Below are 26,470 nucleotides of genomic sequence, written 5' to 3' on the forward strand. Positions count from 1 at the left end.
CGGTGCGACAGGGTTGGCTTCAGATCTTGATGGGCGATGTAAAGGCCGCCACGAGCCGAACCAGATCCGCCTGTCGTTTGGTTCCGGTCTTCGTGAAGATCCTGGTGAGATGGGTCTTGATCGTCGTTTCGGCGATGCCCATGCTTCTGGCCACGTCAGGAACCCCGCCGATTTCGACGATGGCCAGGAAGACGCGCAGCTCGGCCGGCGTCAGCTTGAAGAGCTTCCGGATGAGGTCGGGCGCGACGATCGTCTCGAGCGCTGCCTTGCTGACGAACAGGACGGCGCAGGCCTCATAGCCGGCCCCGAACATTTGCCGGCGTCCAGCGGTGAGCGGCAGGAGATTCCCGACATAATGCGAGCCGTTGCGGGCCGTCAGATGCAGCGAGATGTTCGCACTCATCATCGACCGGTCGCCGAGAGCCGTGCCCGCCAGCGCCTGCCGCAGCATCCGATCGGCATTCAGGTCCGACGTCACGAGCCGGCCATGGACCGAACGAAGGACGTCGGCCTCGTCCAAAATCTCTCGCGCGCTTACATTGGCGTGCGTGACATGACCGTCGGCATCGAGCAGCAGAACGGCGGTGCGCAGAGCGTCGAGCGTGCGGACCGACGTCGTCTCCAATGCATTCTGCTGCTGCAGCTTCTGTCTGACGAGCATGGCCCGTTGCATGTGCGGCGTCAGGTGAGAGATCGTCTGATACATCCTGCGATCGACAGGCCCGCCGCCCTTCATGATCGAGAGACGGGATATTCCCTCGGCAGACTTGCCGAGCAGGATGTTGGCGGCGTCCTCGAGACCCTGCGGCCGCGCCCATTCGTTGTAGAACGTGGTCGTCCGGAATTCGCCGACGTCGATCCAGTCCCTGATCGTCTGGATTTGGCCGACCGCGGCGTGGAGCACGCTACGCGACGGATCGAATGGCTCGTAGGTTTCGATGTAGGACTGAACATAGGCGGGTTCGACACCGACGGCATGCGAGATCACGGCCTCGCCGGCTGCCCCGATCCAGACCAGACCACCGCTCTGGCCGCCCGCCATGTCGACGATGCTGCCAAGTGTCGCCGTCCATCGGGAATCGTCGAGCGCTGCATCGTAGATGTCCGTCACCAGCGAGAGCAGCTTTTCATTCAGTTCCATAGGCGTGTCCATGAACGGATGGATGGGCTCGTTCAGCCTCACAGATGAGCACGCCGGATGTGGAAATTTGATGAGCCGGATCACACTTGAAGACGCTCTCGCAGCCCTGGCGGGCGCTGAGCGAGATGCCGGGAGGAACGGGCCGGACGGACGTGGCGCGGGAACAGTCAGGCCGAAGGCCAGTGCATCGTTCCGGCGCAAGCGAACAGCAGCGCGCCCATGGCCGCGGCGGTGATCGTGTTCTGCAACGGCAGTTTTGCGATCATGCGCAGGTCAGCCGCGCACGATATTGGTCCCGCTATCCGGCGAAGATGCGGCCGGACACGCGAAAAGCCCGATCGACCGGATCGGGCGTTTCATCTTTGACCGGCCCTGATCAGGCGAGCTGATCGATCCGCGTGCCCTGACCCGGCGGCAGCGGCGCGGGCGGCGGCGGCTTGTAGGTCGGGTCGTTGTCCTTGGTCTTCTGGTCGTCCTGCTGCTTGGTCGCGTCGTAGCTCGGCACCACGATCGCAATCGGCGGCGGCGCAACGGTAGAGACGCTCATCCACAAATCCTCACACATGGAAACAATCGACCTTGCGCTGCGAGGAGCGAAGCTTCCGTCAAGCCAATCGTTAAAATGCGAGGGAGTTGGTGCGGTGGGATGCCGTTCTTGGTCCCGCGAGTGCACGATTTGAGTGGACCGCGGCTCTCTCCTCGTCATTGCGAGCGCAGCGAAGCAATCCAGAATCCCGCCGCGGGAAGACTCTGGATTGCTTCGCTGCGCTCGCAATGACGGAGCGTGTGGAAAGAGCGAGTGCCGTCTACTCGTCCTTGCCGCGCGTGATCGCGATGGACGCATCCGTCTTGGTACGGGTGCATTCCATGTTGAGCCGGCGGTAGCGCATGACGACCTTGTCGCCGCGCAACAGTCCCATCCGCTTCAGGCAGCGTGTCGCGCCCGTCGTGGTGTCGTCCTTCGTGACGGTGAAGACGATCGCCGCCATCGACCCCACCAGTGAAAAGAACTCCGGTGTCGGCTTGCGATCGCCCTTGGCATAGAGCTCGATGGAATATTTGTCGCCGCGGCAACCCACGGACAGCTCCTTGGCCGCGGGGTGCGAGAGGTAGACGATGTTGGCGGCCCGGAAATTCACCTTGAGGCGCTCGACCTGGTTCGTCAGCTCCTTGGCGCTGTCATCGCAGCGATCCGCGCGGGCAGGCGAGGCGAGGGTCACAAGGCCGGTGATGGCGGCGGCGACCAGGATCGCGCCGCGGACGTTCAGTTTGAAAATCATGATGAAAAGCCCCTTAGGCCGCGCATTCAACCTTCGTCGCGCGCCGAGCGCAAGGGGTGCACCCAGAGCCTGCCGGGGACGGTCGTCGCCACCTTGCGTCCGGCCGACGGCAACCAAAAAGGGCCGTCGTGACGCCGAATCGGGATGCCTCGGCCGCGCCAGAACGCCTTCCATTCGCGGCAAAAAAGCTTAGAACGCTTCTACGCTTAGAGGCCCGCGAGGGCTCCAAAACCCCGAGATTTGCCCATGAACGCTCCCACCGCCTTCCCCGACCCCGCAAAACCCGTTCCGCCCTACAAGCACACCCCGCTGTTCCCGCTTGGCAAGGACGAGACGCCCTACAAGAAGATCACGGCTGAGGGTGTCAGGGTCGAGAAGGTCCTGGGGAAGGACATGCTGGTGGTGTCGCGCGAGGCGCTGCGGGCGCTGTCGGAGGCGGCCTTCGGCGACATCAACCACTATCTGCGCCCCGGCCATCTGAAGCAGCTCCGCGCAATCCTGGAGGACGGCGAGGCGAGCCCGAACGACAAGTTCGTCGCGCTCGACTTCCTGAAGAACGCCAACATCGCGGCCGGCGGCGTGCTGCCGATGTGCCAGGACACCGGCACCGCGATCATCATGGGCAAGAAGGGCTGCAACGTCATCACCGACGGTGACGACGAGGCGGCGCTGTCGGAAGGCGCGCGCGACGCTTACCTGCGCCGCAATCTGCGCTACTCGCAGGTCGCGCCCTTGTCGATGTACGAGGAGAAGAACACCGCCAACAACATGCCGGCGCAGTGCGAGATCTACGCCGAGGGCGACGACGCCTACAAGTTCATGTTCATGGCGAAGGGCGGCGGCTCTGCCAATAAAAGCTTCCTGTTCCAGGCCACGCCCTCGGTGCTGACCAAGGACCGGCTGCTAGCCTTCCTGAAGGAGAAGATCCTGACGCTGGGCACCGCGGCTTGCCCGCCCTATCACCTCGCCATCGTGATCGGCGGCACCTCGGCCGAGCTGTGCATGAAGACGGTGAAGCTCGCCTCCGCCCGCTATCTCGACGCGCTGCCGACCCACGGCTCGCCCGACGGCAACGCCTTCCGCGACGTCGAGATGGAGAAGGAAATCCACAAGATGACGCAGTCGCTCGGCGTTGGCGCGCAGTTCGGTGGAAAGTATTTCTGCCACGACGTGCGCGTGATCCGCATGCCGCGCCACGGCGCCTCGCTGCCGATCGGGCTCGGCGTGTCCTGCTCGGCCGACCGGCAAGTGCTCGGCAAGATCACCAGGGATGGCGTCTATCTCGAGGAGCTCGAGCACAACCCGGCGCAATATCTGCCGCAGGTCGAGCAGTCGCTCGGCGGCGAGGTCGTCAAGATCGACCTCAACCAGCCGATGAAGGACATCCTGGCGACGTTCTCGAAGTACCCGACCAAGACGCGGGTCTCGATGACCGGCACCATGATCGTCGCGCGCGATAGCGCGCACGCCAAGCTGCGCGAGCGCCTCGAAAGGGGCGAGCCGCTGCCGGACTATTTCAAGAACCATCCGGTCTACTACGCTGGTCCCGCCAAGACGCCCGAGGGCTACGCCTCCGGCGCGTTCGGCCCGACCACCGCGGGTCGCATGGATTCCTTCGTCGACCAGTTCCAGGCGGCAGGCGGTTCGATGGTGATGGTGGCCAAGGGCAACCGCGCGCCTGCCGTGCGCGAGGCCTGCAAGAAGTACGGCGGCTTCTATCTCGGCTCGATCGGCGGTGCGGCGGCGAACCTCGCCGAGCACTGCATCAAGAAGGTCGAGGTGCTCGAATATCCCGAGCTCGGCATGGAAGCGATCTGGCGCATCGAAGTCGTCGACTTCCCGGCGTTCATCATCATCGATGACAAGGGGAACGACTTCTTCAAGGAGCTGAATTTGGGCTAGCGCTCCGCGCAGTTGAACGGCGGTCCGCCGCTGATGGTGCGCTTCAGCGCGGCACCACATACTGCGTCGGCGCGCCATTTTCGGGCCCATCGAACATCACGAGCACGCGCCATGGCTCGCCGCTGATGTCGCTGAGCACCAGCAGGGTCTCTGCCTTGGCGGTGCTGTCGGCGACGCTGAGCGTGTGGGTCGTTCCAAGCTTGCCGCTGCTGGTATCGTAGAAGACGACGGCGGGCGAGATCTGCTGTTCGTTGACCGGCCCGGTCAAGAGCAGCAAGCCGCCTGACACGGCGGCGATGTCCCTGATACCGGTCATTGTACCAAGCGGCAGCGGCGGGTCGATGAGCTTGGCCTTGAGCGGCATGTTCTCGGTGAAGACGGCCTTTGCGTCGACCGTGAGAATATAGGCATTGCCGCCTTTGGAGGGACCACGGAAACCAAGATACATCAGGTCCCCTTTGACCGCGATGCCCTCGATGTTGGCGCCGTTGTCGCCGAGGGGCTTGTCGTAATCCGCGGGCAGTGCGTCCTTGATTGCACCGCGCAGGCGCGTCACAGATGCTTCGACGCCGATCACCTCGTCCGCGGAGATCGGGAAGGGTGGCTCTCCAGTGAGCTTGTCGACGGGAAAGCGAAAGAGGTGATAGCTCGTCGGATTGCTGTCGTCGGGATGATGACGTTTGCGGCCGTGCGATCCGACCACGTAGAAATAACCGTCATCGTAAGCGGTGCCCTCGGCATCCGGATCGCCGCTGGCCTGATCGCTCAGCAGGCGGATTACCTTGCCGGGATTGATCGTTGTGCCTTCGATCGCAAAGAACTGCGCGTATTTCTTTTCGTCGTTGACGACGAGGCAGGATTTGAGGGGCGGGGATGTGGTCGCGCACGCCGCTCCGCTGATGTTGGTGCGGGCATCCGCGTTCTTCTTGAACGGCTCGCTCAGTTGCCACGCCGGCGACCGCGGCTCGAGCTCATCGGCACTCGCCGGCGCTGCTCCGGCAAGTGCGGCCACGGCGGAGGTCAGGAACAGGTGGATGCGATTGCGAGCGGGGAGGGAGACCATGCAAATTCCCCTTCTGCTGCAAGTGTGTTGAGATCAATAAAAATCTTTAGTTGTATGCTGTATCCTGCTCGTGAAGCCGGCTGTGGTCAACGACCTGAGCGCCTTGGCCCCGTGGCCAATGACCGCAGCCCGTTAGCTGCAATTCGTAACCTGGTTCGAGCACAGCGAGCGCCACCAGCCGCGGACGCCGTCCTGGCTCTCGACGAGGCCCCAGAGCCCGCTACAGGCAAAGATGCGCTTCGGGCTGCCGTCGGTGTCGATTGGGCCGCCGAGCTCGCGCTGGGCCGGCATCCATTTGGCATCGACGAACGGCGCCTGGAAAAGTCCGCCCACGCGCGTCGCGCCATTGGCGTAGGATGCGCCGACCTTGTTGGACGCGACCCAGCCGCGCCCCGCATAGGGTTTTGGCGCGCTGCGCGGATATCTCTTGTCGTCCTCGTAGTCCTTGCCCGGCGGTTTTGCGCCTTCGATCAGAAACCAGCCATCCTTGAAGCCGATGATGCGGAATTCGGTGAGCCAGCCGCCGTCGGGCGTGTTCTCGGCACCGCCAAGCTTCAGCCGGTAGGGCGGCGGCAGCGTGCCGAGCACGCGCGCTTTCGCCGAGGGCTCGGCGCGCACGTTGAGGCCATCAGGATCTTTGTCGATAGACCAGGCGCCGAGATCACACGGCTCGGTCCCATCGGGCAGCGTTGCGCGTCTGGCGGCGAGATCGGCGTGGAGCTTTGCGAAGTCAGTGTCGTCGTTATCAGGGTCCGGCGCGCTGCGCGGCTTCAGCTCGGCCGAGACCCCGCGCGTCGCATCCGGCGTCAGCGTGACGACGAGGGCCTGGCGCGCAGCGAACACGCTTGCCGGTGTCTTGGGATCATTCGACGAGGCTGGATAGACGGCGAGGGTGCCGGTCGAGCCTTCGGTCCGATAGGACGTGCCGGCGACATAGCCCGCCGGCACCATGGCGAGCGCGCTTGCGCGCCACGCCGGTTCGGTGTCATCCGCGCGCGCCGATTGTGTCGCGACACACAGGATCGCTGCCGCGATGAGACGGAGCACGCGCACGGTTCGCAACGTGCCTATGCGCGCGCGCCCGTGAACGGAAAGCTGCCCATCGGGCCGATGCCCATCTCGCCGCTCATGCTGTCGCCAGAGACCGTTCCGATGAACTCGAGCGTCAAAGGCATCGGATTGGTGATCGAGACTTTCCAGTTGACGGCGTCGCCGCTGATGGTGCCGTCGAAGATCTCGGCCGAATTGCCGTCGGCGCCCTGCGTTCCGGTCAGTGTGCCGCCGGAGTTCAGCAAGGTCAGCGTGGCCTTGCGCTCGCCCATGGGCGTCGTCATGGTCAGAGTCCAGTTGCCGTCCACGGCCATTCGTGTCTCCCATAAATCCCGGCGGGCAGCGACGATCCGCGGCCCGTCCCTGGCCGAGCGTATAGCGCAACTCGCAGCAGCTGCCTAACCCTCCCTTGGAGGCATTTAGGCGCGGGCGGCGGCACGGCGCCGGCTGGTGACAATGAGGCGAAGCACGACATACTGCACGGCAAAGGCGAGGATCTTGGCGCCGCCTGCGACCACCGTGATGTAGAACGCCCATAGCTTCAGATCGCCGGTGGAGGCGACCGCGATCATGCCGGCGCCGATCACGAACATCAGCAACGCCCAGGCATAGCCCGCGGCCGTCACATATTCTGGAACGGTCTCGACGACGATCGGCGGCATGTAGCGCAGCATCCAGCCGCGCTTGAGCATGATGGCGCCGATAGCGAAATGCGCGATCGAGGGCTTTGCCAGCATGAAGCGGGGATCATTGGTCAGCAGCGTGACCGTGCCCAGCACGACGACGAGCGCGAGGCTCGCATAGGTCATGTAATTGAGCTGCTGCCCCTTCACGCGCGCGTAGATCACCTGCGCGATCGCTCCGGCAATCGCCACCGACGTAGCCAGGACGACGTTGTCGGTGATGAGGTAGATGACCAGGAAAACGATGGCGGAGAGAAAGTCGGAGGCGAGGCGGGCGAATACGTCCTTCATCGTCTGTCCTGTTCAGCGAGTGTTGGGCATTGCGCTGGCCGGCGCACCGTACTTGATCTGGCGATACTCGGGATACCATTTTGTGAAGTAGATCGCGCTGTTGCGGGCGGCGAAGGCGACCGCAAGGCCCGACCAGAGCGGCAGGCCGGGGACGTAGAGCAGCGCGATGTTGGCGGCCATCATCAACAGCGCAGCGGCGGTCCAGGCGCCGGTGATGACGTAGTTGGCGGTGAGGAAGCCAGGCATCGCCGCCGTCTCTGCCGGGACGGTTTCAACCGCATATTGCAGCGTGAACGGGTGGCGGACCAGCATCGAGCCGAGCGAGATGACGAAGATGCCGATATCGACCGACAGCTTGACGCCCAGCGTGCCGAGCTTCGGGTCGATCAGCGCGAGGTAGAGACCGATTGCGGCGAATACGATCGCCGAGCCCATCGCCAGGATTTTCACGGAGCGGCCGCGCGCGACATCGACCGTGATGGTGGCGAGGCAGATTGCAGACGCGGCGAACACGCTGATCGTGGCCGACGTCACCAGCATCAGGAAAGTGTAGGCGCCGTAGGGCGCGAGGATCAGGAAAATCGCCATGAGCCGCCTCGGTCTGGCTAATCTTTACGATGTAAAGATACATAAAGCAGGAGCGATGCCAGGTCAAGCGAAATCTTTACAGTGTCAAAATAACGTAGGTGACTTCCAAAAAATGAAGTGCTGCAATGGCTTGGTCGGACGCCTCGTCGGCGAATTCCGCCCAGGGCAGGCGTGACAGGATCGGCAGCGCGGCGGCGAGCAGGAGGCCGACCGAGAGCAAGATACCGCCGTTGAAGATGACATGGCCGCTCCGTCGTAGCCGGATCATCCGGAGTGCGAGCGCGGCGCAGGCCAAGGCGAGGACGGCAAGGCAATCTGTGGTGATCGAGGGCATGTGCAGGCCTCTTTGGTGACATCCGCGATGTCATTCCGGGGCTCGCGACGTCGTCGCGCCCCGGAATGACGAGGCGAGAGTTACTGCGCACCCACCCAATTACCGTGAAAGCCGTCGGGCACGCGGTGGCCGAGCTGCACCAGCGCGACGGGGCCGGCTTCGACATCGGTGGCGTTGAACACGGCGAGGTCACTGCGGTTCTCCCGCGCGCGCCAGACCACCGCCAGCAGCCAGCCGTCGCCTTCCGCTGCATCCGTCGCGCGTTCGACGAACACCGGCTCGGAGATGGTATCGCCGGCCGGCAGCAGATAATGACCGAGCCGTCTGCCGTTGTCGTCGACATGGACGATGCCCGACAGCGCGCCGAACATCGGCAGCCGCGGATTGGCGCAGGCGTACCAGCCGTGATGGCTTTTCAATCCGGCGCGGCGGTCGTCGATGCGGGGGAATTCGCCGGTGAGATCGTCGAGATAGGTCTGCTGGAAGCGGTCGGTCTTTCCTGAGAGATCGAATGTCCAGCGGCAATGGCGGGCGCGTGATTTCTCCGGATCCGTAGGCCGGCCATCGGGATGCGGAAACAGCGGCGCTTCCTCGAACTGCATGACGTCGGCGATGATGCGGTTGCCGTCCTCCCACGCATTCATGATGTGGAAGACGTAGCAGGCTTCACCGCGGAACCAGACGATGTCCTTGGCCGTGCCGTTGCGCTTCATCACGCCGACATAGGCGCCCTTGTCCGGCTCCCAGGCATAAGGCGGCCGTCCGCTCATCGCGCGCTCCATGCTGCCGGTGATCGGGAGGATCGGAAACAGCACATGGTTCTCGGTGACGATGAAGTCGTGCACCATGCTGGCATAGGGCGCCTCGAAACGTTCGAAGCGCGTCGCCTTGCCGGAGGCGTCGATCGATCCGTAGGAGAGGGCAGACGTCAGCGGACCCGCGGCGTTGTAGCCGAAGAACACGAGCTCGCCGGTGACAGGGTCGACCTTCGGATGCGCCGTGAAGCTGCCGGCGACGCGACCCTGATAATTGTGATAGCCGCGCGTTGCCAGCGTGCCCGGCTCGATCTCGGTCGGCAGATGCGCTTCTTCCAGTGCCAAGAGCTTGCCGGCATGAAAGATGATGTTGGTGTTGGCGACGCCGCCGTCGGTGAGGTTTTGCGGCGCATCTGGCAGCTTGCGGCCGAAGCCGCCGAACAGCGCGCGGCCTGCATCGTGCTCGGCCAGCCATTTCGGCGTGCGGACCCAGCGGTTGCGATAGCTGGCGCGGCCGTTCTCGAGGTGGAAGGCGTGCAGCATGCCGTCGCCGACGAACCAGTGCGCACCGGGCGCATCGAACTGCGGATTGGGACCGTTGCGATAGAGCACGCCATTCAGATCGCGCGGCAATTCCCCGACGATTTTCAGGAAGGGCGCGTCGGCCTCGAACGGAATCGGACCGAGGTTATGGCGGCGCTCGGTGACGGCGTCGTGCTGCACGGCGTATCCCTTCCTATCTTTACATCGTAAAGATCGAATAATGCCGATCACTGCATTCGTCAAGTGAAATCTTTACACTGTCAATATTGCGTCATATAGCTTGCAAATGGCCAAGAACGACACCAAGAGCGAAGCAGCGCGCAAGCCGCGTACCCCGAACAAGACATCGTCGGCCGCGAGCGCACAGGCGCGTTCCGCACGCCGTCCGGCAGTAGCGAAGACGGAGACGCCGTATCATCACGGCGCCCTGCGCGAGGCGCTGCTCCAGGCCGCCGAACGGGTGCTGGAGCGCGACGGGCTCTCCGGCCTGACCTTGCGGGCGGTGGCGCGGGAGGCGGGCGTCTCGCATGCCGCGCCGACCCATCATTTCGGCGATCTCACCGGCCTGCTCAGCGAGCTCGCGGCCGTCGGCTTCCGCCAGTTCAACGCGGCGATGGCCTCGTCCTGCGACGCCGCCACCACGCCGCTGGAGCGCGCGCTGGCGCGGCCGAAGGCCTATGTCGCCTATGCGCAGGCCCATCCGGGCATGTACGGCATCATGTTCCGCACCGAACGGCTGGACTATTCCAGGCCCTCGCTGCACGAGGCGGCCGAGGCCTCCTTCGCCGGCCTTGCCAATGCCATCGGCATGATGCGGCAGGAGCAGATCAGCGGCGACGCACTGACGCTGAACCAGGGCGCCGCGATCGCGCGCGCCTGGTCGATGGTGCACGGCTTCACCATGCTGCTGCTCGACGGCCGTCTCGAGGACATTTTGGGGCGTCTGCCCGAGGGGACGACGACCGAACAGTTGCTCGAGGCGATGCTGACGGCGCCCATCACGGCGAAGCTGCCGGCATAGCGCCTTCGGGCGGGCGCTGCCCTAGCGCATCGTCGCGAGTTCGACCGCACGTCCACGCGTGCCGACAATCTTCACCTCGTCCTTGCCGCAGGTGAAGCTGCGGGCGAAATCGTCCGCCGCCTTACGCGCGAGCTCATTGGCGGTGGGGTTGGCGATGGCATCGACATAGGCGACGTGGCAGACCGGCCCCGGCGGCAGCCGCGTCACGACGAGCATGGCCTTGGTGTTCGGCCGTCCCTGCTTGTCGGGATCGGTGCTATCGGCGATGTGCCAGCGCTGGATCATGGCGAACGACTTCGTGCCCGCGCTACGCCATTCGACGGTGGCCTCCGATGAATTGAATGGCGCGAACCAGACCTTTGCCGGTTCCTCCGCTGCGGCCTTGCGGTTGCGGCCGACCGAGACGATTTCGCGCAGATCATCCTCGGCGATCAGCACGATCAGGCCGTCTTTTCCCGGGCAGACCCGCGTGTTGCTGCCGTCGAGCTCGCTGGGCTCGCCGATCTGGCGGCAGTCTTTTGGCGCTGTGGAGGAATAGGTGCTGCCCATGGATTGGGCGGCGACGTGACCCGCGCTCAGGCAAGTCAGCAGCACGGTCAGACAAAGGAACGCGATACGCCTCATGACGACGCCTTGATACAGAGGGAACTCCCTCCATCAGACGTCTTCACTGTGGGCAAGGTTCAAACAGAGGCGGGATGTACCTGACAGCGGCGCGGAATCGTTCTAGAAGGGCGCCTTCCGCTGCGCTTACCGCGCTTCGTCCGCGACATCTCATTCGATCATGCCAGCCATCGCTTCCAGCAAATCCTATCGTGTCGGCCGTTCCAAGACCGGACTTGGCCTCTTCGCCACCATGCCGATCAAGAAGGGGACCCGGATCATCCGTTATTTCGGACCGATCCTGGACTCCAGAATTCCCGCGCATGACGAGATCGAGAACAAATATCTGTTCGAGCTCAACAACCGCTGGACCATCGACGGGTCGGTGCGCAAGAACCTCGCGCGCTACATCAACCATTCCTGCCGCCCCAACGCCGAGTCCGACGTCCGGCCGCGCGAGCGCAAGGTCTTCATCCGCGCCATCAGGAACATCGAGCCGGGCGACGAGATCAACTACGATTACGGCACCGACTACTTCAAAGCCTATCTGAAGCCGATCGGCTGCAAATGCCCTTCCTGCGAGGCCAAGCGCAAGAAGCTGCGCGCCGAGGCCCGCGCCGAACGCGCCAAAGTGAAGGCGCGCACGGAAGCCAAGGCCAAGAAGGCGGGCGCGAAGGCCGACAAGAAGAAGCTCAACGGCCATGCCGTTGGCAAGAAGAACGGTCGCGCGCGGGCATAGCCATTAACCGCGGTGTCATGCCCCGCGATAGCGGGGCATCCAGTACGCCGCAGCCCATCCGCATCCGTCTACTGTCTCGGAATACTGGGTCGCCCGGTCGAGCCGGGCGACGACAGCGAGTGATGTGGTCTCACGCCGCCACCACGTTCCCGCTCTTCCGCAATCCCACATATTGCAGCTCGGCAAATACACCGGTCGCAATCGCCTGCGCGACGACCATGAGCTCGCCGCCGATGTTCGGCGACACCGCGCCCGAGAACAGCAGCGCGATGCTGCCGACCGTCCAGGCCGCGTTGCCGACCACGACCAGCAGCATGAGCGGCCTCGCCACGGAGCCACGCGAGGCAAGCCAGCCGACCAGCGCGGTGTAGGCGATCAGGAACAGGCCGGTCTCGCGCAGCAGCGCTTCAGGCAGGTTGAACAGCGGTGCGAACGCGCCGGCGCCGAAGGTGAAGCCGAGGGCGGCGACGCCGCTGAAGATGGCGTCGGCGAGAAGCGCGCGGCGCAGGAAGGTGGATGCGTCGATCATTGTGGTCTCCATGGTTGGGTTGGGCTTGGGGGTGAATTCAGTGCCGTCCGCGCCACCAGGCGCGGAGCAGGCGGGCGATGCGGAGCGGGCAGAGGCTCTTGCCGACGCCGTGCTCGAAGGCTGTGACCTGCGCGACGACATAGTGGCCGGTCGAATGCACCAGCGGCTCGGGCATGTTGAGGCTGCGCGCCAGCATGCGGGTCGCGAGCGTCACGGCCCAGGGAACAAGGTGGTCTGCGATGGTCCGGTAGATCAGCAGCGCGATCATGGTCATCTCCTGTTGCGACCGAAGATGCGCCAGGGCGGGGGGCAATTCGATTACCTCGCGGGTAAAAAATACGCCCGTTCGCGGCAGTCCTAAGGTGTTCGATGCTGTTCGCGAGGTGCGCTCAGGCTGGTCACCGTGCGCAGTCCCGAGACCGTCGCTCTACTGGAAAGATGGGCCGGTTACTTGAAGAAGCGTTTCGGCAGGCTCTACCGGCAAGACATCAGGCGCCCTAACGGGCGTGGCAGTTGGTTGAGCGTGTGTCGCTTGCCAAGCGATGCTCTTGTTGCGCAGGAGCTGCAATCGAAAATTTGGAAGGCTGTAGACGCGTGGGCGACTGTGGGCGGGGCAACTTTTTGCAGAATGATCGGTTAAAGAATGATCGCTCTCAGCCTCCTGCGATCGCGCGATGGACGAGCGCGATGACCTCGTCGGCTTCCTGTTCGGTACTGTCAAAACGAGCCACGAACCGGATTACGTCCTGGCCCCGTCGCGCGAATTGCAGCCCGCTCGCTGCAAGACGGTTGATGGCCAAAGCGGGCAGGTTGATGAAAACCAGATTGGCTTCCACTGGCGCAATGAGCTGGACGTCGGGCAGCGCAGCGAGACCCGCTCCAAGACGCGCGGCCACGGCATTGGCCTTCGCCGCGAGCCGCAGATAAAGCCGATTCTCGATGTAGGCGAGCAGCTGTGCAGACGCAAAGCGCATCTTCGACGAGGTCTGGCCGGCGCGGCGAAGCCGATAGGACAGGGATTCGACGAGATCCTGGTCGAACACCACAATCGCATCCGCCGACATCGCCCCGTTCTTGGTCGCCCCGAAGGACAGGATGTCGACGCCAGCGCGCCATGTCATGTCGGCCGGGCAGCAATCGAGCCGCGCCAGCGCGTTGGCGAACCGGGCGCCATCCATGTGCAGCGACAGATTCCTGTCGTGGGCGATTGCTCCGATTTCGGCGATCTCGGCGAGGGGATAGATTGTTCCATATTCGCTGGCCTGAGTGATCGACACCGCATCGGGCTGGGAGCGATTGCGGACTCCCCAGGCCGCCTGGCCCAGCGCCTGGCGCAGGCTCGACGGCTCGATCCGAAAGTTTCGGCCGGACATGGCGACGAGCTTCGCGCCGCCTGTGAAGGCTTCGGTCGCGCCGCCTTCCGCGGTGTGGATATGCGACTCTTCGTGACAATAGATGGCGCCATAGGGCCGCGCGCAGCTCGCGAGTGACAAGGCGTTGGCCGCCGTACCGGTCGAGACCGGGAACACGGTGACCGCGGTCTCGAACAGCTCCGAGAAGCGCGCATTCAACAATCTCGAATAATCGTCGTCCCCATAGGCGGCGGCCGGGCCGCGATTGGCCTCGGCGATCGCCCGCAGAATCTCGGGGCAGACCGGCGCGACATTGTCGCTGCGGAAATTCGGGAGCGTCGGGGCTGCTTCGTTCATACCGTCCTGTCCTGCCGTCATATCACGGTTGATCCTGCTTGTTGATGCGCCGATTGATCAGGAGCAACGGGATTGCGGTGACGAGGATAAGCACCGCGGCCGCGGCGGCCGCTAGACCCGCGCCGGTGCCCTCGATGGCATGGTACATCACGACGGTCGTGGTGACCCAGCCGCTCGCATAGAGCACAATGGTCGCGCTCAACTCGGATGCCGCGGTGATCCAGACCAGCACCAGGCCGCCGACAAGGCCGCTGGCCATCAACGGCACGGTCAGGGTCGCGAAGGTTTTGCTTGGCGAGACACCGAGATTGATCGAGGCTTCCTCGAGCGAGGGATCGAGCTGGTGCACGATTGCCGAGGACGACCGGATCGCGAAGGGGAGCTTGCGGACGACATAGGCGATGACCAGGATCAGCCAGCCGCCGGTCAGAATCAAGGGACCGCTGTTGAACGCGATGATGAGCCCGATCGCCAGGATCGTGCCCGAGACCGCAAACGGCACCATGCCGACGAAATCTAGCAATCCCGACAGCCGCGAGCGGTGCCGGGCCACGACATAGCCGATCGGAGCGCCGATCAGCATGGTGACGACGGCCGCGATGCTGGCGAGCGTCAGCGTGTTGAGCAGCGGCCGATAGGAGCCCGACAATAGGGTGGCGTAATTGCCCAATCCGAACTCCCAGGTCAGGACAGGGCCGCGAAAGCGCAGGAAGGAGATCATCAACACGGCCGCGAACGGCAGCAGCGACGCAATCACAATGCCCCAACTCACGATCGTGGCCGTGAGCCGCAGTCCCGGCGTCAGAGGCAGCTTCGCGGGCGCGCTGCGGGCATTGGTCGAAAACCGGCGCTTGCCGAGGTAGTGCCGCTGAACGAGCAGTGCGATCGCCGTGCAGGCGATCAGGAGCACGCTGAGTGCGCCCGCCGCGGCCGGATTGGCATCAGATTCGCCGGCGAACAGCTTGAAGATGTCGACGGCCAGGAACGGCCGGTCCTCAGCCAGCACCGCTGGCACGCCGAAATTCTCCAGTGCCTCAATGAACACCAATAGTCCGCCGGCAAGGATCGCCGGCATCACGATGGGCAGCAGCACGGTGCGGATCACATAGGGCCGTGAGCCGCCGAGATTGCGGGCTGCCTCCTCCATCGAGGCGTCGACTGCCTGGAAGCCGGCCAGCACGGGCATGACGACGTATGGATAAAGCGTCAACGTGAACACGATGACGATGCCGGGCACACCGTAGATCGATCCGATCGGGATGCCGATCCCGCGCAGGGCGGTGGTGACGACGCCAGCATGGCCGAACAGCAGCACGAGGGCGTAGGCGCTGACGAACGAGGGCAGGACCAGCGGCAAGGACGCAAGCGTCAGCAGCAGCGCGCGGCCCGGTATGTCGATCCGGGCAAGACAGAAGGCGAGCGGGATGCCGATCGCGCATGCGAAGGCCGTCGCGAGCGCGGCGCAGAGCAGACTGTTGCCGATGCTGCCAAGATAGTAGCGGCTCTTCACAATCGCCGCATAGTTCCCAAGTGTCAGGCCGCCCGTGCCGTCGATCCGAAAGCTTGCATCCAGGACGAGCGCCAGCGGGTAGAGCAGAAACACCGCGAGCAGCACCAGCGCCGCCAGCGTCACGATGGTGGCGAAGCGTTTCATGGCGTCGGATACGCCGTGATCTGGGCAGGGTCGTAGGCAAGGGTGAGCGGCGCGCCGGGCAAGAGATCGAGCGCCTGGCCGCCAAGCGCCGCAATCCGAATCTGGGTGCCGTCCGGCAGGGTTGCGTGGAGGCGTTGTACCGGGCCGAGAAATTCACGCAGCGCCAGACGCGCATGCACAAGCGAGCCACCGGAACCGTCTCGCAGCTGCAGGGCCTCCGGCCTGACCGACAGCAACACCGGCGCACCCGGCGCTGCGACCTCGCCTCTGACCGTGAATTCCGTTCCGGCTGCTGCGACAGGAGTGTTACGGCCGTCGAAAGCTCCCGCGATGCCCGGCACCATATTGGTCGAGCCGAGGAATTCGGCGACGAAGGCAGTCTGCGGCATCCGATAGATGCGCTCCGGCGTGTCAACTTGCTCGATTTTGCCGTGACGCAAGACGGCGATGCGGTCGGAGATGGCGAGTGCCTCCTCCTGATCATGCGTCACGTAGATCGCAGTCAGGCCGAGCGCCTGCTGCAGCTGTCGGACCTCGATCCGCATTTCGGTGCGCAACTGCGCGTCGAGGTTGGACAGCGGCTCGTCGAACAGGAGCACGGCGGGCTCGATCACGAGTGCGCGGGCGATTGCCACGCGTTGCAGCTGACCGCCGGAGAGCTGGTGTGGTGACCGCGGACCGTAACCTGCAAGGCGCACCCGCTCGAGCGCCTTGTCGACGCGCGATGCGATCTCGGCAGCCGGAACCTTCCTGGCCTTCAGCCCGTAGGCCACGTTTTCGGCGACGGTGTGGTTCGGGAAGATCGCGTAGTTCTGAAACACCATGCCGGTGTCGCGGCGATGCGCGGGCAGAGTATCGATGCGCCGGCCGTCGAAGCAAATGGAGCCGGATTCGACGTCGACGAAGCCTGCGATCATGCGCAGCAACGTCGTCTTCCCGCAGCCTGACGGCCCAAGCAGCGTGAACAGCTCGCCATGCTTGATGTCGAGCGAGATGTCGTCCACGGCCCGCACCGCGCCGAAGGTGCGGGTCAGGTTTTCAATCCGGATCGCGGTCATCGGATCAGCGCGTGTTCTGGATCGTGGTCTTCAGCCGCGCGAGGGTGTCGCGACGGGCCGCTTCCCATTTGGTGTCGTCATAGGGCAGCACCTTGACCGCCGAGAACGGCAGCATCCCCGGTGCGACTGCCTCGAGCTCGATATCCTGACGGGCAGGGCGCCGGAACGTCGCCTTCAGCAACATCTCCTGGACTTCCTTGCTGGCCAGATAGTCGACCAGCCGTTTGGCAGGCTCGGGGTTCGGTCCGCCTTTCAGGATGGCCGCGCCTTCGACGCCCGCATAGGTGCCCTCGGCCGGATAGGCAACGCTGACCGGCGCACCGTTATGGGCCCACAGGAAGCCGGCATATTCGAGCGTGATGCCAAGCGGATATTCGCCGCTGCCGATCCCGTCGAAGACCTGGGTCGAGCGGTTGAGCACCTTCGCATTCGCAAGCAGCCCGTCCATCTTGGTCCAGGCTGCGTCGTCCGCGCCCCACAGCGAGAGAAGCGTGGTCGCGGCCGCATACGAGAATCCGGAATTGGCAGGGTCGGTAAAGGCGAGCTTGCCTTTCCATTTCGGATCGAGGAGGTCTGCCCAGGCTTTGGGCCCGCTGGCCTTGTCGATCGCCTTGGTGTTCTGGCCGATCACAACGACCTGGATGTTGGTGCCCAGCCAAAGGTCGTTTGGATCCCGAAATTGCGCCGGCACGGCTTCGCGGCCCTTCGCCGCGTAAGCCTGAAGGTGCGGGCTCGCCAGCCGCAGCAGCGTCGCACTGACGCCCCAGATCACGTCGCCCTGCGGATTGGCGGCCTCGGACGCGACGCGGCGCACCAGCACACCTGATCCGGTCGAGACCACGTCGACCTTGATTCCGGTCGCCTTGGCGAAGCCTTCGGCTACAAGCTTGTTCACGGTGTCGTCGTTGGCCGAATAGAGCACGACGCTCTGCTGGGCCGAGGCCAGCCCGGCCGCGAACAGCGATGCCGCGAGCGTCACGACTCGGGCGAGGATGGAGGCAGGAGATCTCATCGTGGTTCGCCCTCGTGGGTTCAGCGATTGCTCATGCGGTTGCGGCGAGGTACTCGGTGGCCGCCTTGAGCCCGGCGCCGGGTTCGATCGGCAGGCCGAACTTCGTGAGTGCGTCTTCGAGATGCAGAAGGTCGGTCAGAATGGTCCCCGCGCTCAAAGCACCCATCGTGCCAAACCGGATGACACGGCCGGAGAGACGGTTGCGGGCGCCTGCGATCACCGTGCGGTGATCCTGGTAGAGCTGCCGCACGATGGCTCCGCCTTCGAGCCCGTCGGGGACTTTGAAAACCACGACCGTGTTCGAGCGTGGCTCATCGCGGCAAAAATCTGCGAGTCCGAGCGCCGCGCCGCCGGCGCGCAACGCGGCGGAGAGCTTCTTGTGGCGCGCGAGCACGTTGGCGAAGCCTTCCTCGTGCATCATCGTCAAGGCCTCACGCAGGCCATAGATGAGGCTCACCGGTGCCGTGAACGCGGTCTCGTTCTGCTCCGCGGATTTCAGCGCGCGACGGAAATCCCAATAGAAGGCCGATCGCTGCTCGTCCTGCCCGATCACGCGCCACGCCTTGGCGCTGACGCTGGCAAGTGCGAGGCCGGGCGGGCACATCAAGGCCTTTTGCGAGGCCGAGACGACGATGTCGACGCCCCATTCGTTCTGCCGCATCGCGATGCCGCCGAGACCGCTGACGGAATCTGCGATGAGCAGCGTTGGCCGGTCGCGCACGAGTGCGCCAAGCGCCGCGAGATCGGCCACGATCCCGGTCGAGCTCTCATTGTGCACGACGACGACGGCGCGATAGGGGTGCTCGCGCAACCGAGCCTCCACCGCGGCGACATCGATCGCCTGGCCCCATTCGATCGCGACCGTGTCGACGGTGATGTTCATGGCCTTGGCGATCGTGGTGAAACGCTCACCGAACTGACCATGCTCGACTACGAGGATCCGATGGCCCGGTCCGGCCACGTTGACGAGCGCAGCCTCCATAACGCCGGTTCCGGAGCTCGCAAAGAACAGGATGCGGTTCGTCGTGCCTAAAATCGGGCGGATCATCTCCTCCGCCTCGCCGATTGCAGTCCGGCATTCGGGTCCGCGATGGTTGACCACCACCCGAGCCATCGCCTGCCGCACCCGCTCGGGCACTTCGGTTGGACCGGGAAGCCGAAGACGGTATCCCGTCGAGGCAATGGCGCTCGGAGTGTCTGTGGTCGTCATAGCTTGAAGTCACCGTTTTGACGCATGTAGGGAACGAGGCCGCCCGCGCGCAGGATCGCCAGCATGATCGGCGGCAGCGGCTCCGGGCTGAGGGTCTCACCGCTGCGTTCGTTGCGGATCGCGCCGGTGCCGTCGGAGATCAGGATGTCGCCCTCACGAATTCCGCCGGTTTCGCAGACAAGCGGCAGCAGGCCGTTGTTGATCGCGTTGCGGTAGTAGGTGCGCGAGAAGCTTCGCGCCAGCACCGCCGGAATGCCGGCCCCGAGCACGGTTGTGACGGCAACCTCCATCGCCGAGCCGCAACCGAAATTCTTGCCCGCCACCAGGATGTCTCCGGTTTGCACAGAAGCTGCAAAGGTCGGATCGACATGCTCGAACAGGAATTGCCTGAGAACGGCGGGGTCGAGGCTCTCCCGCTTGCGGGTCGAGCTGATGATGGAGTCGGTGTTGACGTCGTCGCCGACAAGTCGCGCGCGTCCTCGCAGGGCTGTCATCGTGACACCTCGCGAGGATCGGTCACGACACCGCGGGTCGCGGCGGCTGCGCAAGCGGCCGGGGAGGCGAGGTAGATCGATGCCTTGGCGTTGCCCATGCGGCCCTTGAAGTTGCGGTTGGCGGTCGAGATCACCGAAACCCCGTCTCCGGGGATCACCCCGCAGGTCCCGCAGCAGGAGCCGCAGCCCGGCTCGACCACGGTTGCGCCGAAGCCGACCAGGGCGTCGAGCGTGCCATCGGCCGCCATGGCGTCGCGGACCTCGCGCGATGCCGGCGTGACCACGAGCTGCACGCCGGGCGCGACGCCTCCACCCGCCTCGAGCACGGCGAGGGCTTGATGGAAGTCGCGTAACCTGCCGCCGGTGCAGGTGCCGAGATAGACCATCTGTACCGGCGTGCCGGCCGCATCCTCGAGCGCCACGACCTGATCCACCAGATGCGGCAACGCGATCCGCGGCGTGAGGGCGTCGAGCGCGATCTCCACGGTCCGGCTGTAGTGCGCATCCGGATCCGCTGCGACCGGTTCGAAAGCCTGGCCGGTGCGGCCCTGCAGATAGGCGACGGTTTCAGCATCGACCGGGAAGATGCCGGTCTTCGCGCCCATCTCGACCGCAAGATTGCTCAGGACGAGGCGGTCCTCCAGCGCGAGGGTGGCGACACCCGGTCCTGCGAATTCGAGTGCCTGATAGGCGGCACCGTCAGCGCCGAGCATGCCCGCGAGGGCCAGTGCGATATCCTTCGCATAGACGCCGCTCGGCAGTTGTCCGGTCAGGACGACGCGGATCGAATCCGGCACGCGCAGCCAGATCCGGCCACACAGCATGACCGCGGCAAGATCGGACGAGCCGATCCCGGTCGCAAAGCAATTCAGTGCCCCGTATGTCACGGCATGGCTGTCGGCTCCGACGACCAGACCACCCGGCAGAGCGCGGCCCGTCTCCACGATGAGCTGGTGACCGATTCCTTCACCGGCTTCATGCAGCGTGACGCTGAACCGCCTGGCGAAGTCCCGCATCACGCGGTGCAGCTCGATCGTCTGCGGGCTTGTCGGCGGCACGTAATGGTCGAGCGCAAAGACCAATCGGGCGGCATCGCGCACGTTCTCTCCGCCCATCGCCTTGAAATAGTCGAGCGCCATCGGGACCGAACCGTCGGTGCCGAGCGCGCAATCGACCTCGCAGACCACGAGGTCCCCGGCGTGCGCATCCTGCCCGGATTTTCGAGCGAGGATCTTCTCGGAGATCGTACGCCCGGCCATCGCTAGACCTCTGGCATCTCGCAGCCGAGACGTCGGAGGGAGGCGTCGACCCAGCTACGATCGAGCGTACCGGCTTCGATCGCCGCCATTTGCTTCGTCTCGGCAGACTGCTTGGCTTCGGCTGCCTCGATCACCGCTCGGCAATCGTCGATGGCGACGGCTAGCACGCCGTTGTCGTCGCCCAGCACCAAATCGCCGGACTGGATGACCAAGCCGCCGATCGCGATCGGTCCGTTGATCTCGCCCGGACCGTCCTTGTACGGACCGCGATGGGTGACACCCGCCGCGAAAACGGGAAGGGGGTTTGCCCGGATCGCAGCGGCATCGCGGATCGCGCCATGGATAACGATGCCGGCGACGCCGCGCCGGGCGGCCTGCGCGAGCATCATCTCGCCGAAGATTGCGTTGCTGAGGTCGCCGCCCGCATCGACCACGATGACGTCGCCGGCAACCGCGATGTCGAGCGCTTTGTGGACCATCAGATTGTCGCCGGGGCGCGTCTTCACGGTCAAAGCGGGACCGGCCATGCCGCCAGCCGCATGCATCGGCCGGAGCGTGGCGCCGCCCGCGGCCATGCGCGACATCACATCGCTGATGTTGGCGACCGGAAGGGCGCGAGCCCGTTCGACCCATTCGCCTGCGACAACACGCTTGCGGGAAAGGATCCTGAACCCTACGGCCATATCAACCCCATTGAAAATGGAACGGCGTTACGCATAGTGTAACGGTGACGAGCCGAGGTCAACCGAAAATCGGCAGGACAGGGATTTTCGATGCCCAAGACGCAAGGGGTCGCCGCCGTGCAACGGGCGTTGGCGATCCTGGATACCTTCGCTGGAGCCGGGTCGCGCAGCCTGGCCGACATCGCCAAGATCACGGGCTTGGCGAAACCGACCGTGATGCGCTCGCTGGTGTCGCTGGATGAAGCCGGCTACGTCGTCCGCCTCAGCGACGGCCGCTACGCGCTCGGCGCAAAGACATTCCAACTCGGCACCACCTATCGGGCCAATTTCAATCTCGAACAGCATGTGCTGCCGGTCCTTCAGCGGCTAAGCCAGGAGACGTTGGAGAGCAGTGCGTTCCACGTGCGTGAACGCGATAGCCGGCTCTGTCTGTTTCGGGTGGATTCGCCGCAGCTCGTGCGCGACGTCGCGCGGCCCACAAATCTCGCGCCACTCGATTTGACCTCGACGGGACAAGTGCTGCGGACGGCGCGCTGGGCAGACCGCACGGATGGCGGCGTGCAGGTCTTCGTCAGTTCCGGAATCTACGACGCTGTGACGGCCTCCCTCTCCACCGCCGTTTTCGGCCACGACGGAGCGCTGGTGGGCGCCATGACCGTGAGCGGCCCAATCGAACGCATCCGTCAGGCCGACCTCCAGGCGCTGGCGTCCCGGCTCACCGACGCCTCGTATCGGCTCTCACTTGTGCTCGGCGCGCCATTGCCTCGCGAGGTCGGCGCGCCGCGGATCATCAGTCTGCCATCGGCCGAAACAGGCTCTCCCTGACGCCGCCCCGGTCGGGGCAGGGCACTAGACTCCGCTCAGGTCTTGTACAGACTGTAGAGACTGGACTCAAAGCTCGCCTCCGCAACTCTGAACCCGGTGACGATGTCCTCGCGAAAGTTGAGCCATTCGGCGTAGATCTTGCGAAACTTGGGGTTCTTCTCCGCTTGTTCGGCGTAGAGCGAGAACGCTGCGCGATATCCGCCTTCCATGATCTCGCGGGAGAACGGATGAAAGCTCGAGTTTGCTAACGCCCACGACGCCGAGCTTGGCCTGAACTACAACAATGAAGATCTCAAGGAGGGATTGCGCCGCCTTACGGGCGACAAAGGCGCTGACATCATTTTCTCGCCAGCAGTTTCTTAGCCGGCGCCGCGCGCGATCCCCATGCGATTGCGTTGGTCGTCCGACGATACGCGGTTTTGCGGAGGCGGTGAGGAATGCACACGTAAAGAAGTGAGTTAGCCGGTTGCGCGCGGGAGCATGCCCTTGGCGGTAATCTCCGCCGAAAGCTCTTCGATCGTCTTGCGTTGTTCCATGGCGGCTTTGCGGATCAGCGCAAAGGCGGCTGGTTCTGCGAGCGCGTGCGAGTGCATCACCTGGAGAACGGCGGCGAGCACGACGCGACGCGACCGAAGACGCTGCTCGAGCTTGAGCACCTGCTGCTTCAATTCGCTAGTGCGTTCGCTTCGCTCGATTGCCATGACGAGCGCCGCGTAGATGCCGGCCGAGCGCAACGGCTTGACCAGGAACGAGGCCGGATCGAGCTCGAACACTAGCTTCAGCCGGCTTGGCGTTTCGGTGCCGAGCAGGGCGATGACCGGGCAGCGTCCCAGGAACGCGCGTCGTGCCGGTTGCGTCAAAGGCAGGAACTCGTCATCGATCAACGCCAGATCCGGCGCGAAGTCGATCGCCTCTGTCGGCTCCCACGCGATGCTGTCGACCCCAAGACGCTCGAACTGGCGTCGCACGATGGTTGCGTCGCGTTCGTCCTTGATGGCGACGATTGCCTTACGCCCGCGCAGCGAAAATGAAGACGGTCTGCTCATTTTACAACCCGCAAATGCGGCGCATTCGGCAATGCGCCGCCCGCCGAGGTCTCCCTCGAAGGGCTGACGGCAACGTCGAGCTGCGTCAGGTAAGGATCAGGCTTAACAGGCGCGTCGGCTTCCCAGAAGATATCAAACTGTCCTCGCGGATTGGAAACGGCAAGCCGCGGTGTAAGGACGCAATGATTGTTGCCGCCGTCGATCCAGACCGGTCCTTGCGGCGAATTGTAGCGATGGCCGGCCGCGGCGCGCCGCACCTCGGCGATACTCGATGTGCCAGCGCGCTGCAACGCGCGCGCTAGCAGATAGACGGCGACATAGGCGGACTGCCCGTCGACCGAGGGGCTGCTGTCGTCGCCATAGCGCGCCTTCCAGCGTGCAACGAATGCGCGGTTCTCCGGCAGGCGGATGCTCTCGAAATAGGCCGATGACGTGATGCAGCCGGCCGACGCCGGTCCGACGATCGACAGTTCCGGTTCACACAGGCTGCAGCTCAGCATCGGAATCTCAAGCCCGGCGGCCTTGGTGCCGGCGTGGAAGGCGCGAATGAAATCGTAGCTCGAGCTTCCGACCAACGTGTTGAAGACGATCGGCGGCTTGCGGCGGACGATCTCGTCGACGATGTGCCCAACGGCGCTTTCGCCGAGTTCGAGCAGCCGTTCGGCCAGGATGTGGCCGTCTGCCGCGCTGACCAACTCCCGGGTGACGCGATTGGTCTCCCATGTCCAAACGTAATTGGAGCCGACGCAGAAGATCTCCCGTGACAGATTGTCGAGCACGTACCGGACGAGCGGCAGGACGTTGTGATTGGGCGAGGCGCCGACATAAATGACGTTGTCGGAGCACTCGAAGCCCTCGTAGCGCGCTGGATACCAGAGCAGGCGATCGGTGCGCTCCACGATCGGAAGAACTTGTTTGCGCGACGCTGACGTGTAGCAGCCGATGATGTGCTCGACGCCGACATTGCGAATGAGATCGTCGCAGACCGTATGGTATTCGGAGATGATGCCGCGAGGATCGCGGATATGAGGGGCAATCGAGAAGCCGAACTCCGTCTGGTTGTTGATCTCGTCGACCGCCATCATCGCGCTCTTGAGGATCTCGCGGCCCATGGCCTGATATGGCCCGGACTGCGAGCAGATGATGCCAACGGGAACAGACGGTTTTGTCATTGACGACTTTCGGTAGTGCAACGCGAAGATGAAATCATCATCGGCGATGACAGTGCAAGTGGCTTGCCGTTTTGCTGCGCAGCACTATCGAAATTTAGGCAGAGAGCATCGTTGACAATGCGATGGGCAGTTACTTAGACTTTTCTCCTACAGGGCTACCTGTCGAACCTCGCGTGCGCCGATCTGGCCGATGACGTCCAGCTCCTTGCACTAAGTGCTTCGTTCGATTGCGGCCCCTAAGCGACAGATCATAGCCGCGGCATTTGAGCCATTCGTCGCCTCATTCGGGAGGGACGGGTGGCTTTTTTCGTTTGCCGCCAAGGAAGCTGGCGATGCGTCCGCGTCGCCAGAACGGTGACGCGTGCGCGGAGACGACCGCGCGTCACATCGAGTGTGAGGATGAAGAACGATGGCGGCAACAGATCTCCACTATCTCGGACTCGTCGACGTCGGGCGGAAGATCCAGGCGAAGGAGCTGTCGCCGGTCGAAGCGACCAAAGCGATGCTCGGGCGGATCGAGAAGCTCGACGGCAAGCTCAAGAGTTTCGCTTACGTGATGGCTGACTCGGCGCTCGCGGACGCTGCCACGGCCGAGAAGGAGATCGCTTCCGGCAAGATCAAGGGGCCGCTGCATGGTGTGCCAGTGGCGGTCAAGGATCTCTGCTGGGCCAAGGGCGCGCCGGCGGCCCATGGCATGACCCTTCATCGCGATTTCCGTCCCGCCGAGGACGCAACGGTGGTCGCGCGGTTGAAGGATGCCGGCGCCATCATCCTCGGCAAGCTGCAGCAAACCGAGGGCGCCTACGCCGATCATCACCCGAAGATCGACCCGCCGAAGAACCCGTGGAACGCGGATCTCTGGCCGGGCGCATCCTCGAGCGGCTCCGGCGTCGCCACCGCTGCGGGCCTCTGCTTCGGCTCGCTCGGCACCGATACGGGCGGATCGATCCGCTTTCCGTCCGCAGCCAACGGCGTCACCGGGCTCAAGCCGACCTGGGGACGCGTCAGCCGCTACGGCGCATTCGAACTTGCGGCGACGCTGGATCATATCGGCCCGATGGCAAGGAGCGCGGTCGATTGCGGCGCCATCCTCGGCGTGATCGCGGGTCAGGACCCCAAGGACACGACGTCGGTTCCGCTGCCCGTGCCTGACTATCTCGCCAGTCTGTCCGGCGACCTTCGCGGCGTGACGATCGGCGTCGACCGGCGCTGGACCAGCGAAGGCACCGATGGCGATGCGGCCAAGGTGTTGACCGAGGGTCTGCGTGTAGCGGCCGATCTCGGTGCGAAGATCAAGGAGATCACGTTCCCCGATCCCAAGGCGGTCATCGACGACTGGTTCCCGCTCTGCGGCATCGAGGTCGCCGTCGCGCACGAGGACACTTATCCCGCGCGCAAGGACGAGTACGGCCCGGCACTCGCTGGTCTGCTCGATCTCGGTCGGCAGCAGTCCGGCATGGACTATCAGAAGATCGTGCTCCGGCGCGAAGCGTTTCGTGGCGCCGTCCGCCTTCTGTTCGAATCGGTCGATCTCCTCGCAGTGCCGGCCCAGGCATTCGCCGCGCCCACGCTCGCCAAGATGGCGTCGCTCGGCGAGGACGCATCGCTGATCGCAGGCTTGCTTCGCTTCACATGCCCGTTCGACATGACGGGAAGCCCGACCGTGACGCTACCCGGCGGCTTCGCCGCGAATGGCGGTCCGGTTGGCTTCCAGTTCGTCGGTCGTCATTTCGATGAGGCCGCCCTCGTTCGCGCGGGCGATGCGTTCCAGCGCGTTACCGACTGGCACAAGCGTCATCCCGGGATCTGAGTTGAGGAGCCGATCA

29 protein-coding genes and 2 pseudogenes are annotated in these 26,470 nt (G+C 64.4%); 6 read left to right on the plus strand and 25 right to left on the minus strand.

The genetic code is table 11. From position 1 onward, the window contains the following. Positions 1–19: 19 nt before the first annotated feature. The 4 genes and pseudogenes from CT676_RS10625 to CT676_RS10640 all read right to left on the minus strand — a co-directional run bounded on the left by CT676_RS10625 (position 20) and on the right by CT676_RS10640 (position 2,421). Positions 20–1,141, minus strand: coding sequence for a helix-turn-helix transcriptional regulator (locus tag CT676_RS10625; RefSeq protein WP_135214608.1), 1,122 nt, complete (start codon positions 1,139–1,141; stop codon positions 20–22). A gap of 170 nt (positions 1,142–1,311) precedes the next feature. Further along, a pseudogene (locus CT676_RS10630) lies at positions 1,312–1,407 on the minus strand (isoprenylcysteine carboxylmethyltransferase family protein); the annotation flags it as partial. 110 nt (positions 1,408–1,517) lie between these two features. Beyond that, positions 1,518–1,688 carry a hypothetical protein gene (locus CT676_RS43945; protein WP_166090739.1) on the minus strand — a complete coding sequence of 57 codons (171 nt, stop codon included), beginning with the start codon at positions 1,686–1,688 and terminating at the stop codon, positions 1,518–1,520. A 259-nt stretch (positions 1,689–1,947) separates the two neighbouring features. Beyond that, the gene (locus CT676_RS10640; protein WP_071912253.1) at positions 1,948–2,421 is read right to left on the minus strand and encodes a hypothetical protein; all 474 of its coding nucleotides are present in this window, start codon (positions 2,419–2,421) and stop codon (positions 1,948–1,950) included. A gap of 246 nt (positions 2,422–2,667) precedes the next feature. Here CT676_RS10640 and CT676_RS10645 point away from each other — a divergent pair, with 246 nt between their 5' ends. Then, positions 2,668–4,323 (plus strand): fumarate hydratase, encoded by a 1,656-nt coding sequence (locus CT676_RS10645; protein WP_135214610.1) that lies wholly within the window; start codon positions 2,668–2,670, stop codon positions 4,321–4,323. Between the two features lie 43 nt (positions 4,324–4,366). Here CT676_RS10645 and CT676_RS10650 read toward each other — a convergent pair whose 3' ends face one another. The 7 genes from CT676_RS10650 to CT676_RS10680 all read right to left on the minus strand — a co-directional run bounded on the left by CT676_RS10650 (position 4,367) and on the right by CT676_RS10680 (position 9,810). Further along, complete coding sequence (locus CT676_RS10650; protein WP_135214611.1) at positions 4,367–5,386, minus strand: DUF3616 domain-containing protein; 1,020 nt, start codon at positions 5,384–5,386, stop codon at positions 4,367–4,369. A gap of 132 nt (positions 5,387–5,518) precedes the next feature. Beyond that, on the minus strand, positions 5,519–6,439 hold the full coding sequence (locus tag CT676_RS10655; protein ID WP_135214612.1) for an SH3 domain-containing protein: 921 nt from the start codon (positions 6,437–6,439) through the stop codon (positions 5,519–5,521). A gap of 14 nt (positions 6,440–6,453) precedes the next feature. Next, complete coding sequence (locus tag CT676_RS10660; RefSeq protein ID WP_071912259.1) at positions 6,454–6,750, minus strand: hypothetical protein; 297 nt, start codon at positions 6,748–6,750, stop codon at positions 6,454–6,456. A gap of 105 nt (positions 6,751–6,855) precedes the next feature. Beyond that, the gene (locus tag CT676_RS10665; RefSeq protein ID WP_014494042.1) at positions 6,856–7,410 is read right to left on the minus strand and encodes a septation protein IspZ; all 555 of its coding nucleotides are present in this window, start codon (positions 7,408–7,410) and stop codon (positions 6,856–6,858) included. A 12-nt stretch (positions 7,411–7,422) separates the two neighbouring features. Then, positions 7,423–7,998, minus strand: a complete 576-nt coding sequence (locus CT676_RS10670; protein ID WP_071912261.1) for a hypothetical protein — start codon at positions 7,996–7,998, stop codon at positions 7,423–7,425. Between the two features lie 76 nt (positions 7,999–8,074). After that, positions 8,075–8,338, minus strand: coding sequence for a hypothetical protein (locus CT676_RS10675; RefSeq protein WP_135214613.1), 264 nt, complete (start codon positions 8,336–8,338; stop codon positions 8,075–8,077). 74 nt (positions 8,339–8,412) lie between these two features. Continuing rightward, complete coding sequence (locus tag CT676_RS10680; RefSeq protein ID WP_135214614.1) at positions 8,413–9,810, minus strand: carotenoid oxygenase family protein; 1,398 nt, start codon at positions 9,808–9,810, stop codon at positions 8,413–8,415. Positions 9,811–9,916: 106 nt separating this feature from the next. Here CT676_RS10680 and CT676_RS10685 point away from each other — a divergent pair, with 106 nt between their 5' ends. Continuing rightward, the gene (locus CT676_RS10685) at positions 9,917–10,651 is read left to right on the plus strand and encodes a WHG domain-containing protein (protein WP_135214615.1); all 735 of its coding nucleotides are present in this window, start codon (positions 9,917–9,919) and stop codon (positions 10,649–10,651) included. Between the two features lie 21 nt (positions 10,652–10,672). Here the strand turns inward: CT676_RS10685 and CT676_RS10690 are convergent, their stop codons facing one another. Then, on the minus strand, positions 10,673–11,275 hold the full coding sequence (locus tag CT676_RS10690; protein WP_167768016.1) for a hypothetical protein: 603 nt from the start codon (positions 11,273–11,275) through the stop codon (positions 10,673–10,675). 160 nt (positions 11,276–11,435) lie between these two features. Between CT676_RS10690 and CT676_RS10695 the strand changes: the two genes are divergently transcribed. Continuing rightward, positions 11,436–11,993: an SET domain-containing protein gene (locus CT676_RS10695; RefSeq protein ID WP_135214617.1), complete on the plus strand. Its 558-nt coding sequence runs from the start codon at positions 11,436–11,438 to the stop codon at positions 11,991–11,993. A gap of 130 nt (positions 11,994–12,123) precedes the next feature. Here CT676_RS10695 and CT676_RS10700 read toward each other — a convergent pair whose 3' ends face one another. The 10 genes from CT676_RS10700 to CT676_RS10745 all read right to left on the minus strand — a co-directional run bounded on the left by CT676_RS10700 (position 12,124) and on the right by CT676_RS10745 (position 21,601). Beyond that, positions 12,124–12,522, minus strand: a complete 399-nt coding sequence (locus tag CT676_RS10700) for a hypothetical protein (RefSeq protein WP_135214618.1) — start codon at positions 12,520–12,522, stop codon at positions 12,124–12,126. Positions 12,523–12,559: 37 nt separating this feature from the next. Further along, positions 12,560–12,790, minus strand: coding sequence for a hypothetical protein (locus CT676_RS10705; RefSeq protein ID WP_135214619.1), 231 nt, complete (start codon positions 12,788–12,790; stop codon positions 12,560–12,562). A 385-nt stretch (positions 12,791–13,175) separates the two neighbouring features. Beyond that, positions 13,176–14,231 carry a beta-eliminating lyase-related protein gene (locus CT676_RS10710; RefSeq protein WP_135214620.1) on the minus strand — a complete coding sequence of 352 codons (1,056 nt, stop codon included), beginning with the start codon at positions 14,229–14,231 and terminating at the stop codon, positions 13,176–13,178. A 22-nt stretch (positions 14,232–14,253) separates the two neighbouring features. Beyond that, positions 14,254–15,885 (minus strand): iron ABC transporter permease, encoded by a 1,632-nt coding sequence (locus CT676_RS10715; RefSeq protein WP_135214621.1) that lies wholly within the window; start codon positions 15,883–15,885, stop codon positions 14,254–14,256. Further along, the gene (locus CT676_RS10720) at positions 15,882–16,943 is read right to left on the minus strand and encodes an ABC transporter ATP-binding protein (RefSeq protein ID WP_135214622.1); all 1,062 of its coding nucleotides are present in this window, start codon (positions 16,941–16,943) and stop codon (positions 15,882–15,884) included. The genes CT676_RS10715 and CT676_RS10720 overlap by 4 nt, the downstream gene beginning before the upstream one ends. 4 nt (positions 16,944–16,947) lie before the next feature. Next, positions 16,948–17,955: an extracellular solute-binding protein gene (locus CT676_RS10725; protein ID WP_080703959.1), complete on the minus strand. Its 1,008-nt coding sequence runs from the start codon at positions 17,953–17,955 to the stop codon at positions 16,948–16,950. A 31-nt stretch (positions 17,956–17,986) separates the two neighbouring features. Beyond that, complete coding sequence (locus tag CT676_RS10730) at positions 17,987–19,165, minus strand: alanine--glyoxylate aminotransferase family protein (RefSeq protein ID WP_135214623.1); 1,179 nt, start codon at positions 19,163–19,165, stop codon at positions 17,987–17,989. Further along, positions 19,162–19,659 (minus strand): alpha-IPM isomerase, encoded by a 498-nt coding sequence (locus tag CT676_RS10735; RefSeq protein WP_135214624.1) that lies wholly within the window; start codon positions 19,657–19,659, stop codon positions 19,162–19,164. The genes CT676_RS10730 and CT676_RS10735 overlap by 4 nt, the downstream gene beginning before the upstream one ends. Beyond that, the gene (locus CT676_RS10740; RefSeq protein WP_135214625.1) at positions 19,656–20,918 is read right to left on the minus strand and encodes an aconitase/3-isopropylmalate dehydratase large subunit family protein; all 1,263 of its coding nucleotides are present in this window, start codon (positions 20,916–20,918) and stop codon (positions 19,656–19,658) included. Before CT676_RS10740 ends, CT676_RS10735 begins: the two co-directional genes overlap by 4 nt. 2 nt (positions 20,919–20,920) lie before the next feature. After that, entirely contained in the window at positions 20,921–21,601 is a 681-nt protein-coding gene (locus CT676_RS10745; protein WP_135214626.1) for an RraA family protein, read from the minus strand. A gap of 90 nt (positions 21,602–21,691) precedes the next feature. Between CT676_RS10745 and CT676_RS10750 the strand changes: the two genes are divergently transcribed. After that, entirely contained in the window at positions 21,692–22,426 is a 735-nt protein-coding gene (locus tag CT676_RS10750; RefSeq protein ID WP_049807412.1) for a helix-turn-helix domain-containing protein, read from the plus strand. A 35-nt stretch (positions 22,427–22,461) separates the two neighbouring features. On the opposite strand, the gene CT676_RS43950 is transcribed toward CT676_RS10750, so the two are convergent. After that, complete coding sequence (locus tag CT676_RS43950) at positions 22,462–22,635, minus strand: hypothetical protein (protein WP_167768018.1); 174 nt, start codon at positions 22,633–22,635, stop codon at positions 22,462–22,464. Positions 22,636–22,657: 22 nt separating this feature from the next. On the opposite strand from CT676_RS43950, the pseudogene CT676_RS10755 reads away from it, so the two are divergent. Further along, positions 22,658–22,777, plus strand: a pseudogene (locus tag CT676_RS10755) (NADPH:quinone oxidoreductase family protein); the annotation flags it as partial. 107 nt (positions 22,778–22,884) lie between these two features. Here the strand turns inward: CT676_RS10755 and CT676_RS10760 are convergent. Continuing rightward, positions 22,885–23,472: an ANTAR domain-containing protein gene (locus CT676_RS10760; protein WP_085404250.1), complete on the minus strand. Its 588-nt coding sequence runs from the start codon at positions 23,470–23,472 to the stop codon at positions 22,885–22,887. Next, on the minus strand, positions 23,469–24,644 hold the full coding sequence (locus CT676_RS10765) for a transporter substrate-binding domain-containing protein (RefSeq protein ID WP_135214627.1): 1,176 nt from the start codon (positions 24,642–24,644) through the stop codon (positions 23,469–23,471). Before CT676_RS10765 ends, CT676_RS10760 begins: the two co-directional genes overlap by 4 nt. Before the next feature lie 409 nt (positions 24,645–25,053). On the opposite strand from CT676_RS10765, the gene CT676_RS10770 reads away from it, so the two are divergent. Continuing rightward, entirely contained in the window at positions 25,054–26,454 is a 1,401-nt protein-coding gene (locus CT676_RS10770) for an amidase (RefSeq protein ID WP_135214628.1), read from the plus strand. The last annotated feature ends 16 nt before the right edge of the window (positions 26,455–26,470 follow it).

It is taken from the genome of Bradyrhizobium sp. MOS001 (genome assembly GCF_004634465.1).
Taxonomy (GTDB): domain Bacteria; phylum Pseudomonadota; class Alphaproteobacteria; order Rhizobiales; family Xanthobacteraceae; genus Bradyrhizobium; species Bradyrhizobium barranii.